The organism is Thermophilibacter provencensis (assembly GCF_900128445.1).
GTDB lineage: Bacteria > Actinomycetota > Coriobacteriia > Coriobacteriales > Atopobiaceae > Thermophilibacter > Thermophilibacter provencensis.
Window position 1 is genome coordinate 384,344 of record NZ_LT671417.1, and the last position, 11,941, is coordinate 396,284.

9 protein-coding genes are annotated in these 11,941 nt (G+C 66.9%); 3 read left to right on the top strand and 6 right to left on the bottom strand.

The genetic code is table 11. The features are described from left to right. The first annotated feature begins 126 nt into the window (after positions 1–126). The 3 genes from BQ7391_RS01690 (at position 127) to BQ7391_RS01700 (ending at position 5,596) form a co-directional block, all read left to right on the top strand. On the top strand, positions 127–1,983 hold the full coding sequence (locus tag BQ7391_RS01690) for a magnesium transporter (protein ID WP_075279024.1): 1,857 nt from the start codon (positions 127–129) through the stop codon (positions 1,981–1,983). Next, positions 1,980–3,227, top strand: coding sequence for an Nramp family divalent metal transporter (locus BQ7391_RS01695; RefSeq protein ID WP_075279025.1), 1,248 nt, complete (start codon positions 1,980–1,982; stop codon positions 3,225–3,227). The genes BQ7391_RS01690 and BQ7391_RS01695 overlap by 4 nt, the downstream gene beginning before the upstream one ends. 344 nt (positions 3,228–3,571) lie before the next feature. Beyond that, positions 3,572–5,596, top strand: a complete 2,025-nt coding sequence (locus BQ7391_RS01700; protein ID WP_075279026.1) for an FUSC family protein — start codon at positions 3,572–3,574, stop codon at positions 5,594–5,596. A gap of 84 nt (positions 5,597–5,680) precedes the next feature. Here the strand turns inward: BQ7391_RS01700 and BQ7391_RS01705 are convergent, their stop codons facing one another. From BQ7391_RS01705 to BQ7391_RS01730, 6 genes are all read right to left on the bottom strand, one after another. Then, positions 5,681–6,541: an aldo/keto reductase gene (locus BQ7391_RS01705; protein ID WP_075279027.1), complete on the bottom strand. Its 861-nt coding sequence runs from the start codon at positions 6,539–6,541 to the stop codon at positions 5,681–5,683. A 2-nt stretch (positions 6,542–6,543) separates the two neighbouring features. Further along, positions 6,544–7,242, bottom strand: a complete 699-nt coding sequence (locus tag BQ7391_RS01710; RefSeq protein WP_075279028.1) for a hypothetical protein — start codon at positions 7,240–7,242, stop codon at positions 6,544–6,546. 148 nt (positions 7,243–7,390) lie between these two features. After that, entirely contained in the window at positions 7,391–8,509 is a 1,119-nt protein-coding gene (locus tag BQ7391_RS01715) for an IS1249 family transposase (RefSeq protein WP_075279029.1), read from the bottom strand. A 383-nt stretch (positions 8,510–8,892) separates the two neighbouring features. After that, positions 8,893–10,143 carry an LCP family protein gene (locus tag BQ7391_RS01720; protein WP_075279030.1) on the bottom strand — a complete coding sequence of 417 codons (1,251 nt, stop codon included), beginning with the start codon at positions 10,141–10,143 and terminating at the stop codon, positions 8,893–8,895. Between the two features lie 176 nt (positions 10,144–10,319). Further along, positions 10,320–11,147, bottom strand: coding sequence for a class B sortase (locus tag BQ7391_RS01725; RefSeq protein ID WP_200799562.1), 828 nt, complete (start codon positions 11,145–11,147; stop codon positions 10,320–10,322). A gap of 114 nt (positions 11,148–11,261) precedes the next feature. Beyond that, a complete protein-coding gene (locus BQ7391_RS01730; protein WP_075279031.1) occupies positions 11,262–11,861 on the bottom strand; it encodes a hypothetical protein in 600 nt (199 codons plus the stop codon). Positions 11,862–11,941 lie beyond the last annotated feature (80 nt).

Genomic DNA, 11,941 nt, shown 5'->3' on the forward strand with positions numbered 1-11,941 from the left:
GCATGGGCTACAATGACGGTTGGAAAATCCCCTAAGAGAAGGGTCCGCATGAAACCTCGACCTCACAGTCGATGACCTGCGGCGCGCTCCCGTGGCGCGTCGAGTGACGCAAGCGAAGGAGCGCAGATGATCTACCTGTCCCAGCTACTGGGCAACCCCGTTCTGGATGCCGACGGCGAGAAGATCGGCACGGTTTCCGACCTCGGCATCGCCACCGGCGAGGTTTTCCCCCGGGTCACGAGCCTTGCCTTCATGGGCCCCGGGCGCACGCCGATCATGATCTCCTGGCGCAAGTACGTCGAGCGCTATGACGAGAACGAGGTCAACCTCAAGGTCATAGCCACAGACCTGCGCTTCTCGTACCTCCAGCCGGACGAGGTCCTTCTCGCCCGCGATATCCTGAACAAGCAGATCGTGGACACGCACGGTATGCGCGTCGTCCGCGTGAACGACCTCAAGCTCTCGGACACGAGCTCCACCCAGCTGCGCCTGCTCGGCGCCGAGGTGGGCGCCCGCGGCCTCCTGCGCAGCCTCCACCCCGCGCTCGAAAGCGTGGCGCTGCGCCTGGCGCGGACCTTCGGCCACCCCATGCCCGAGAGAATCATCGCATGGAACTACATGGACCTCGTGGAGCGCGACCTCTCCAACGTCAAGCTCTCCGTGAGCCACAAGACGCTCGACGACATGCACCCCGCCGACATCGCCGATATCATCGAGCGGCTGGACCCGCGCCTGCGAGGCCAGGTCTTCGCGCAGCTTGACGATGAGCAGCGCGCCGACGCCATGGCAGAGTTCGACGACGATGCCATGGCCGCCGAGCTCATGGGCTCGCTCAACGAGACCGACGCCTCGCGCATGCTGGCCGAGATGGACCCGGACGACGCCGCCGAGCTTGTCTCCGAGCTCGACTACGACAAGGCCGAGAAGCTTCTGCGCCTCATGGGCGTGCAGGAGCAGCGCGCCATCCGCCAGCTGCTGGGATACCGCGAGAACACGGCAGGCCGCATCATGACCTCCGAGGTCGCCACTGTGCCCGACGACGCCACCGTGGCCGATGCCGTGGAGATGCTGCGCGGGCTGGACGAGGACTTCGAGTCCGTGCGCTACGTCTACCTCACCGACGAGGACGGCAAGCTCGCCGGCGTGGTGACGCTTCCCGGCCTCATCGTGGCCGACCCCGAGACGAGACTCTCCGAGCTCGCGACCGAGGACCTCATCACGGCGAGCCCCGAGGACGACCAGGAGGACGTCGCCGAGGACATCGCCAAGTACAACCTGCTGGCCATGCCCGTCGTGAACGATGAGGGGCGCCTTCTGGGTATCGTCACCGTGGATGACGCGCTCGACGTCCTGGAGGAGGAGCACGCCGAGGACCTGCGCGTTGCCGGCGGCTCCGCGGATGGCGAGGACTCCGGGCACGCGAGCACGCTCATCTGGCTCGTGCGCCGCAACGTGTGGGTGGTCCTGTGGGCCGTCGGCGTCGTGGCGCTCGCCCTCGTCGCGGGGACGCGGCTCGGCCTTGGCGAGACGCTTGCCGCCACCATCCCGCTCGCCGTCGCGCTCGTGCTCGCGGACGACTCCGTGAGCTACGTCACCAACTTTTTCCTCGAGAACGACCCCGATGACGAGGACGCGCCCTCCGCGCTCGGCTTTGCGTTCAAGGGATTGGGCCTCGGCGTCGCGCTCGGCGCGCTCGTGGTGCTCATCGTCCTCGGGCTCGAGAGCGTCATCGCCTCCCCCGCCGTGCCCTCCTCGGTCGAGCGGCTCGGCCCCGCGCTCTCCGCGGGGGGCGTGGCCGCGGCCGTCTCCACGTTCGTCTCGTTTGCGACCACGCCCATCTACCTGGCCGTCCTTCGCCGACGTGACGAGGCCAACAAGGAGACCTCCGGCTTTACGCTCTCCCTCGTCTCCATGCTGGTTGCCGTGGTGGTGTTCCTAGCCGCCGTGCTGGCGCTCGCCGGACCCCTGGGGCTGGTGCGATGATGAAAGGAGACGCCCCCTCTTCGCCGCTCGAGCCGCGACGCATCCTGGCGGCGATGGGCCCCGGCATGGTGGCCGCCCTCGCCGGCGCGGACGCGGGCGGCGTTGCCACGTACTCCAACGCCGGCGCGCTCTTCGGCTTCAACCAGCTCTGGACTGTTCCGGTGATGTGCTTTCTGCTCATCGTGGCGCAGGAGACGTCCGCGCGCATGGGCTGCGTCACGGGCAAGGGCTTCGCCTCGCTCATCCGCGAGCAGTTCGGCGTGCGCCTCTCCGTCGTGGCCATGCTCGCCCTCCTCATCTCAAACACCACCGTCACGCTCTCCGAGTTCGCGGGCATCGCTTCGGCGCTCGCCCTCTTCGGCGTTCCCCCGATCGTATCCGTGCCGGTGGCGGCGCTTGCCATCTGGCTGCTCACGATGAGCGGCTCGTATCGGCGCATCGAGAAGGTCCTCCTCGCCATCGCGTGCGTTTTCGTGACCTACGTCATCGCCGGCGTTATGGTGGGGCCCGACTGGGGCGACGCCCTGCTCCACACCGTGGTCCCACACGTCACGGCCTCCCCGCAGTACCTCTCGCTGCTGGTCGCGAACGTCGGCACCACCATCGCGCCCTGGATGCTCTTCCTCGCCCAGAGCAACGTGGTCGAGAAGAATGCGCGGGCGGCCGACCTGCCCTACCAGCGCATCGACACCGTGACGGGGGCCGTGGTGGCAAGCGCCATCTCGTGGTTCATCATCCTTACGACGGGGGCCGTGCTGAACCCGGCCGGAGTCGTCGTGAACGGCGCGGAGGACGCCGCGTCGGCGCTCGCGCCGCTCGTCGGCAGCTACGCGGAGGCGCTCTTCGGCGCGGGTCTTGCCGGCGCCTCGCTCCTCGCGGCCTGCGTCCTGCCCGGCATCACCTCAAGCGCCATCTGCGAGGCCTTCGGCTGGGAACGCGGCGCGGACCGCAGCTGGTCGGAGGCGCCCGCCTACCGGGGAATCATCACGGCGGTCATCGCCATCTCCGCCGTCGTGGTCGTGCTGCCCGACGTCAACCTCTTCGGAATCATGATGGTGGCGCAGGTCATAAACGGCGTCCTGCTACCCGTCCTCCTCGTCTTCATGGTGCTCATCGCGAGCGACCGCCACGTGATGGGCCGATATGCGAACGGCCGCGTCTGGAACGCGCTCACGTGGTTCACCATCGTCGCCGTGGCCATCCTCACCGTCGTGATGTTCGCGATGCAGGCCATGGGGATGTGACGGCAGGCGCGCGGCCCATCCTCCAGTGCAATCAGGCGGATAGTGTGAAAAAACCGGGCGCCAGCATGCAGTCAGGGGGATAGTGCGAAGCACTTTTCGCGCCCCGGGCCTCCTTCGCCCCTCCTTCGCTTAACGCCAACTGGGGTTTTGCCAGGCGGCTACCCAAGGACCCCTCGGAAACCCTTCACACTATCCCGCCGATTGCATGCCGGCGCCCGGTTTTTTCACACTATCCGCCTGATTGCAGGCCACGCGCCGCAGAGCACCCCTGCCCCGCTCGGTATCTTGCGCAACCCGACGTCGCCTTTGCGGTATGGTCGAAGTGAGGCGAGGGAGGGGCGAGGATGCGTTCGGAGAGCGTGCGCGCATGGGCTGAGGACTGGCGGGGTCGCTTTGTCGACACGCTGCCCACCATTCTCTTCTTCATCGCGCTCTTCTGGATCGTGCACCTTGCGTTTGGGTCCAACTACCTTCTCGCGGTTTCCCCGTACACCTCGCTCTTCCAGGCGCGACTGCGAAAGTACAACCCGCCGGGACAGTATGCCCGGTTCGTGCTGGTGAGTGCGCTCGCGCTCGTTGCAGCGCGCGTGGCCGTCATCGGCGTCGTGCCGTGCATCGCCGTGAACCTTCTCATGCCGTTCCTGCTCGTCTTCATGCGCTCGTCGCAGCTCAACCCAAGGCGGTACTTCCCCTACACGATGCTCTTCTGCTTCCTCGAGCTCCGGCCCGAGGCCCTCGTGGACACGTTCGCGACGCAGGCCCTCGTGCTCGCCACCTGCTGCGTCACCCTCATCGTCACGCTCGCCGTGGCAGGACGCCTCCAGCATCATGCGCAACGAGCCCGCACGCGCCTGCATGAGCTCGTCGGCCGACTCGCCGACGATCTGACCCGGGCATCCAAGGGCGGCGTCGGTCCCAACCTCAGCTCGGAGCTCCTCCGGCTCCGACGTGACTTCGCCCGCATGGCCTACACCGCCCGGGAGGACTCCTCGGCACCCGTCCGCGTGCAGAACCTCCTCGACATGTTTGCGACGCTCGCGCAGCGGACCGCCTACCTCGCCGGAAACTTCGACTGGGATGCGAGCCACCAGGAGGATCACGCACGAGCCCTCAGCGAGCTCGGGCGGCTTACGCACGACCTCAACGCCGCGCTCGAGGGCGACGTCTCAGCGCGCTGCCACAGGCTCATCCCCCGCGCGCAGGAGCTGCTCGACGGGACGAGCATCGCCGAGGACCGCTTCCGCATCTTCTATCAGAGCTACCTCAACCTGGTGCTGCTCATCTTGCGCACCGCGCCCGACCCGCACCAGCGCCCCTGGCGCCTCTCCGCCTCCGACCTCGCGCGCGTGACGAGCTTCCGCAAGCGCCTCAGCCTCGAATCCTTTGAGATGCGCTTCTCCATTCGCTGCGGCGCCGTCCTCGCCGTGAGCTGCGCCTCAAACCTGCTGTTCCCCGTTGATCACCTCTACTGGTTCGCCCTCCACGCCTTCCTGCTGCTGCAGCCCTTCCCGCACGAGTCGCTGCACCGCATGCGCACCCGCATGGTGGGGACCGTAATCGGATGCCTCTTCGTGCACGGCCTGGCGCTGCTCAACCTCGGCTGGGTCGAGGTCACCATCCTCGGGATGTTCCTCGTGGGGCCGATGTATGCCACCAAGCCCGGCTCCGTTCCGTCAGCGTTCTTTGCAACCGCCTACGCCGTCTCCATGGCGTCGGTCTCCATCGACGACCGCTACGCCACCACCATGCGCATCGCGAGCCTCCTGCTCGCCATCGCCACCGTCGCGATCGTCAACCGCTTGGTGTGTCCCACCTCGGAGCGTCGCCTCTTCGTAGCCAACTTCCACCAGATGATCGGCATGGTCGGGCGCTACTGGCGCCTCATCCGCCTCACTCTCACGCACCGCGTGGACACCGTCGTCTCGTCCGAGACCCTGCTTCACTTCCAGATGCTTCACACCCAGGCGACGGAGTTCGTCGAGTCCCTCGACGAGGCGGGCGAGAAGGACCGCGAGATCGCCGAGCTGGCGCGCTATCGAGACGCGGCGGATCGGGCGCTCTTCTGCCTCTGGGAGATCATGTGCGAGCTCGAGCAGCTTGAGCTGCTGGTGCGTCTGCGCGAGGTGGGAGACGACGAGCAGCCGCTCTTCGAGCGGATCATCGACCTCACCGAGGCGAACTGCGACCCACGGCGCTTTGGCACGGGCGTTGACGCGGCGGAGGAGATGCTCTTCGAGCTTGAGGAGCCGGACCTTCGCTACGTTCTCGAGCAGTACGTCGACCGCGCGGGGGAGCTGCGCCTCGCCATCGACGACGCCCGAGGGGCCCTCGTGCAGCGCCCCACCTACGTCGAGGAAATTCGTCCGTAGCGTCCTGACAAAGGTGACAGGGTCAACTGTCATGAAATTTCATGACAGTTGACCCTGTCACCTTTGTCAGGACGCCACCTGCCCTCAGAGCATGCCGCGGGCGAGCATGTCGGCCGGGTCCTGACGGTTGACGTTCGTCGCCGGATCCCCAAAGAGGCGGGCATCCGGGCTGTTGAGCGCCGAGATGGCGGCAAGCTCCGCCTCCGCGAGCAGCGGTGCCACCTCCGCGGCGGCAAGGTTCTCCCGCATGCGGGCCACGTGCGCGGACTTGGGCAGGACCACCCTCCCCGCCCGCAGGTGCCAGCCAAGAATCACCTGCGCCGGCGAGGCGCCGATCCGCTCCGCCGCGGCCACGACCGGCTCGGCAGCGAGGTCCCCGCCATGGCCGAGCGGCGCATACGCCTCGACCACGATGCCGCGCTCGCGACAGTAGGCCTCCAGCGCCGGGCGCCAGAAGCTCGGATGGCTCTCCACCTGGTCGATGGCGGGAAGCACCCCGACCTCGTCGGCCAGCCGCTCGATGTGCTCGGGAAGGAAGTTCGAGACGCCAATCGCCCTGACCGTGCCCTCGTCGAGCAGCCGGGCCATCGCACGCCACGAGTCAACGTAGGTTCCCAGCGCAGGGGCAGGCCAGTGGATGAGGTACAGGTCGACCACGTCAACGCCCAGGGCGGCGCGCGATGCCTCAAAGGCGCGCAGCGTGGAGTCGTACCCCTGCTCGAAGGTCCGCAGCTTGGTCGTCACAAAAACCTCGCCCGCAAGCCCCGTTGCCGCGAGCGCCGCTCCGACCCCCGCCTCGTTCATGTATGCGGCCGCGGTGTCCACGTGGCGATAGCCCAGTGCCAGCGCCTCCTCCACGGCGGCCTGCGCCTCGTCGGGGCGCATCTGGAGCGTCCCAAACCCAATCTGCGGAATCTCAACGCCACCCGCCAGCATGACTCCCATGCTCACTCCTCTCCCCCAAGCCAGAACACGCTTGCGTCATCCGACCTCTTGAGACGAGGGTACTGCACGTAGTCCGCGTCCTTCTCCTCAAGTCCCCTGAGCTTTGCCACCAGCCCCTCGATTCGCTTGACGGACAGCGCAGGCAGCTCGGTCGCAGCATCGGCCAGCCCAAAGGAGCCGAACGCCCGCCACATCCCGTCGCTCATGCCGGCAACCGCAACCACCCCCGAGCGCGGAATCGTCGCGCGACGTAGGTGGGCCAGCCCGGCGCCGGAGGGGTCCAGGCACCAGTATCCCCCTTCGGCGTTCCGCATTCGACGGTGGTCCAAGATGACGTCATCCACCAGCGCTCGCTTCTCCGGACCTGAGAGGGCACGCCCGCAAGCCACAGCACGCTCGCCGCTCACGCGGAGAGCTTCGGCATCAAGCCCCTCGAGCACCTCGTCCGTCGAGAAGAGCGTCGAGCCGTCGCGCATGACGGCGACGAGCGGGGAGTCCCCCAGCCCATAGAGCTCCACGGCATCGGCGGACACAATCGCAAGCGCGAGCGTCGCCGAAGGGATGGCGTCTGGGTCGGCCTGTGCGAGCGGGCAGCCGAGAGCCGCCTCAAGCTCCGCGCGGGCGGCGGCGACGGCGGACTGGAGCGCCTCCTCGGCCGAGGCCCCCGCGTCAAGCGCCGCGCACGCGCCGGCGCCCACCATGTGGGAGAACCACTGCGCATTGCTCCCGAAGCGACCCGCAAAGAGCGGCGCGCCCGCAAGCCCCGTGGCCCCGTCGATTACGATGCCGTAGCCCGACGTCGACCGGAGGGTTATAGGACAAAATGTGTGTCTCGGCGGAACGCCTGTCCTAGTCCAGCCAGAAGGTATACGGGTCCTTGTGGTGGAGCTCCTCCCAGACTACCCGGTCGCCCCACTCCGGGCCCCCGTCGTCGCGCTTGGGTGATGCCGAGTAGGTCCTGTAGAGCAGGTCGATGTCGTCGTCCGTTGGCATGGAGGCGAGGATTCCGCGCGCGTCCCTCGGGCTCTCTGTGTGCAGGTAGCACCACCAGAAGACCGCCTTCACGCGCCGCATGGTCGACATGCCGCGATGGTTCCTGAGCATGTCCCGGAGCTGCGCGTTGACCCCTCCCTCGATCGCGTTGTTGGTGCGCGGCAGCGGCCCCTCCGCCGTCAGTGCGGGGTCCAGGTAGGTGAAGAGGGTCCCCCGCGAGACGAGCCGCGAGAGCGAGGAGCGGGCCTTCCTGAGCCTCTCGTGGGTGAACTGGCGCCTCCCGTCGACGTACGAGACGTCCTCGAGGAAGTCGGCCCAGAACTCGCACCACTGCAGGTAGCGCTCAACCCACCAGTCGGCCTGGCGGAGCGTCTCGAGGTGCATCAGCTCGAGCGCGAGCGCGTAGAGCTCCCTGCCCGCCTGGAGCCTCGGGCGCGAGGTGGTGTAGCGCCTCACCTGGCAGAACGCGTGGAAGAGGCACCTCTGCACGCGCGTCCTCGGCCACGCGCGGCGCCTGGCCCTCTCGAAGCCCGTCCCGCCGTCGCACACCACCACGTCCGGGGCCGGGATCGGCGCCATCAGGGCCTCCCACGCCCTCGAGGTCTCCGACTGCGCCATGTACCACGACACGACGAAGCTCCCGTCGTGCGCGATCAGGACCACGAGGTCGCGGGCGAGCCATATCCCGTCGACGAAGAGCACCCTGCGGACCTCCCCGGTCGGCTCGGGCATGGGCCACACCCGCCAGAACCCGGCGGTCCTCCTCCTGAACGTGCGCCCCTGGCCGGGCATCGAGAGCTGGGTGTCCTTCGAGGTCAGCCACGCCAGGAACTCACCGAGCCTCGCGGCCGTGTCGTCGTAGGAGAGCGTCGTGGAGGCGCCGCAGGAGCCACACCTCCACCTCTGCGCGCCTGCGCTCGTCTTCCCGTTCCTCTTCATCGCCGCCCCGCAGGAGGGGCACCTGACCGCCTTCATCCGCGAACCTCGATTCCGCCGGGTTTAACGGTCGGATTTTCCGTCATCGACCTGCGGAAACGAGTTGCGAACGGACACACTTTCTGTCCGAGTGGTTAAATTCGCCACATGGATTTAAGGCCGAGAAAAAGGGGCATCGACCTGCGTCGATGCCCCTGAAACGGACACACATTTTGTCCTATATCCCCGACCGGACGAAGTCCTCGTTCACGGCGTTCCCGCGGGCTGTGAAGTGAAAGTGACGCATCGGCTTCCTCCGCCGCATCAGGGGCGGACCGCCCTCGGGAAGATTGCCTTTCTAGGATAGTGCAGCATTTCCGCACCAAGGTGCCTTGGCGCACAAATACTGCACCAAGGCAAATGGGCGGCAATCCTTGGACACCCTACTCCGTCGCGGCGGTCGGCTCCGGCGCATCCTCCTCGACGGGCGTATAGAACACGTCGAGAACCGTCTCGTAGACGGCGTCCTGATCCAGGTGGTACTCGACGTACTGCTCTCCCTTCACGGGCTCTCCCGCGAGCGTGACCACGTTGAGCTCGCTCATCCCGTGCTCTAGGAGCGTCGCGGCGAGATAGCTGAACTCGCCCAGCTCGAGGTTGGTTGACGAGTAGTCGAGCGCCGTCTGGTAGAGACCCACCAGGATGCCCGGATCGCCCGCCGCGTTGCCCACCGCCTGCGAGAAGAACGCCCTGAGGTACTGCGACTGGCGCGCCTGCCGATCGAGCGAGGAGGTCAGCTGCGAGGTGTCGCGGTACTGCACGTAGCGCATCGCGTTGCTTCCGTAGAGCTTGATGGGGACGTCCTTCACGATGGCCGTGTTGGGGATGGACGAGAGCGGGGTCACCGTCACCCCGCCCGCCGCGTCGTTGATGGGGCCGATTCCGTTCATGTCCAGGGCGAAGTAGTAGTTCATCGGCATGTTGTACAGCACGCGCGAGACCGCGCGCACCACGTTCTGCGCGCTCGAGTCGTAGCCGTCGCCATAGCTGAAGGCCAGGGCGATCTGCATCTTGTCCTGACCAAGAAACGCGTCGCCAACGTTCTCGTCCACGTCCACCATGGTGTCGCGTGGCACGCCGATGACGCGCATCTCTCCCGTGCGGGTATCCATCGTGACCACCATGATCGCGTCAGCCTGGCCTGCCGCACCCGTCTCCGACACGTCCTGCCGCCGGTCGTACCCCATGACCACAATGGAGACGATGTCCTCGTTGTAGCGATACTTCTTGCCCTGGTACTCCACGGTGAGGCCCTCGTCCTGCGTGTCGGCCTCCTCGACGGTCTTGATGTCCTGTGGCCTGGAGGCCTCCTTCAGCGAGCGGCCGCCCTCCTCGATCATGTGCGCCACGGCCAGCGCCGCACCCCCCGTCACCACCGCAAGGACGAGCACGATCACGCCCACCACCCTCAGGCGCCGCAGCAGGCGCTCCCGCTTGTGGCGGCGGATGCTCTCCTCGCTGCGCCGACGCCTCTGCGGCAGCTCCTCCAGCGACGGCCAGGCGGGCTCCTCGTCAAGAGCAGCGTTGGCCCCGGTATGGATAGAGCCGTCTTCTGGATCGGGCCCGGAGGTCGCCCCCTTGGGGACACCATCGGCTTCGAGGCTCGCGTCCGTGCGAGCGTCGGCGCGCTCCATTGCGGGAACCCCGTCGCCCCGGTCGCCGGGGGCGGGGACGTCAGCCCGCTCCGGACCGTCAGCACCGTCTAACCAGTCAGAACTTCTGAAGTGACGCCCTCGAGGGATAGGCTCGTCCCGGGGAATCAGGTCCTTCTCGCCAGAGGGCCTCTCGCCTGCGTCCTCCCTCACGTCGCTCACCTCGTCTCCACGTCGCTCACGAGCACGCCCGTCACCAGGTAGCGATTGCCGCTCACGGAACCCTCGCGCGGGCAGGTGCTCAGCTGCACGATGCGGTCGTCAGCGGAGAGCGTCGCGCCCTCGCGGACGTTCACCACCATCGACACCGGGCTCAGGACCGACTCAAAGTACTGCTGGCGCACCTCGGGGTCGGAGAAGTCAAAGCTGTTGAGAATATGGCGGTCATCGTATCGATACGCCGAGATGATGCGATAGGTGAGGATGTGGCCGGGAGTATAGATGTACATATCCTCGTGCGCGGCAAAGTACTCCGGGTCCTCAAACTTGTGCAGGTCGGCAAACATGAGTCCGTCTGACGAGTTGTGGCCGTAGAGCACCGTGACCGGGTCCGAGAAGTCCGTCGCGTTCATGCTCTGGCTATAGATGCTCCCGTAGACGGAATAGTTTCCGTCGAGGTCGCGCCGCAGGTAGAAGTTATCGTCCGTGGCGCTCTGGACAACTGGGTAGTTGACCTGCGTGTCCGGGATGGTGATCCAGGCGTAAACGTCGGGATGCTCGGCCTTGAGGGTGGGAAAGTCTACCGGGTTGGCAGGGCGCGCGTCCTCGACGGGCTCGGTCGGGGCTTGCTCCGCGGGAGCCTCGAGGTCGGGGCCATCCTGCTGCTCGGCACGGACGCGCTCGGCGGCCATGTTCTGCATCACGAAGTACGCAACCCCGCACCCCGCAATCGCCAGGAGGACGACAAGCGCCGCGACCAGTGGCACCACGCCCTTGCGGCGAGAAGAACTCGCCCCCTGCGCGCCCCGCTCTTCCCTCTTGCCCATCTATGCCTCTTCATTCCGTGCGGCCCACTGGGCCGAATCCTACAAAAAGGGACCCGCCGCACGACGGGCCCCTCATCCTTCATTTAACGCCCGGAGTTCCGGGCGAGCGGTTCGCTACTCGGAGACCTTCTTGCGAAGGGCGACGGCAACCGCGCCGGCGCCGGCGACCGCAACCAGAGTCACGACGGCGACGGGAGCGGAGTTGACGTCCGTCGCGGGGGCGGTGGCGGAAGTATCGGTGGCAACGCCGCCGTCAGCCGGAATGGTGGACTCGTCGACCACGATGGAGAAAACGGAGAGACGATCGACGGTGATGGTCACGGTGCCGTCGGCGGCAACGGTGGCCTCCTGGACGTCGGTGGTGCCGTCACCGTGCTCAATGTAGACCGTGGCCTTGGCGCCGGCGTACTGAGAGCCAACGCTGAAGGTGAGGGAAAGCTCGGTGAAGGTGACGTCGCCGTGCTCGAGCACCTCGAACGTGGCAAGCGGGGTGACGCCCTCGGGCACGTTGGAGGCAACGATGTTCTCAGGCTCCACGGAGATGTAACCGCTGCCGGAGGCGCTGGAGACGTCGCCGGAAACGGAGATGGCGACGCCCGTGCCGGGAGCGGTGACCGTGGTACCGCTGGGGCTGTTGAACTGCGCGGCCAGGGCGACCGTGGGCAGGGCAAGCATCATCGTAAAGGCAGCGAAGGCGCTCACGAGCTTCTTCATTTGTGGTGTCCCTTCTCGTCTCGAGCGGGAGAAGGTACCCCCTCCCCCATTAATGCTATGACTCTAGCAGCCTTAGGGTT

Bases quoted from the DNA above. Each gene is read 5' to 3' on its own strand.
- BQ7391_RS01715 (WP_075279029.1), bottom strand. From the start codon at position 8,509: ATGAAGGCGGTCAGGTGCCCCTCCTGCGGGGCGGCGATGAAGAGGAAC.
- BQ7391_RS01720 (WP_075279030.1), bottom strand. From the start codon at position 10,143: ATGGAGCGCGCCGACGCTCGCACGGACGCGAGCCTCGAAGCCGATGGT.
- BQ7391_RS01690 (WP_075279024.1), top strand. From the start codon at position 127: ATGATCTACCTGTCCCAGCTACTGGGCAACCCCGTTCTGGATGCCGAC.
- BQ7391_RS01730 (WP_075279031.1), bottom strand. From the start codon at position 11,861: ATGAAGAAGCTCGTGAGCGCCTTCGCTGCCTTTACGATGATGCTTGCC.
- BQ7391_RS01725 (WP_200799562.1), bottom strand. From the start codon at position 11,147: ATGGGCAAGAGGGAAGAGCGGGGCGCGCAGGGGGCGAGTTCTTCTCGC.
- BQ7391_RS01710 (WP_075279028.1), bottom strand. From the start codon at position 7,242: ATGGTGGGCGCCGGCGCGTGCGCGGCGCTTGACGCGGGGGCCTCGGCC.
- BQ7391_RS01700 (WP_075279026.1), top strand. From the start codon at position 3,572: ATGCGTTCGGAGAGCGTGCGCGCATGGGCTGAGGACTGGCGGGGTCGC.
- BQ7391_RS01705 (WP_075279027.1), bottom strand. From the start codon at position 6,541: ATGGGAGTCATGCTGGCGGGTGGCGTTGAGATTCCGCAGATTGGGTTT.
- BQ7391_RS01695 (WP_075279025.1), top strand. From the start codon at position 1,980: ATGATGAAAGGAGACGCCCCCTCTTCGCCGCTCGAGCCGCGACGCATC.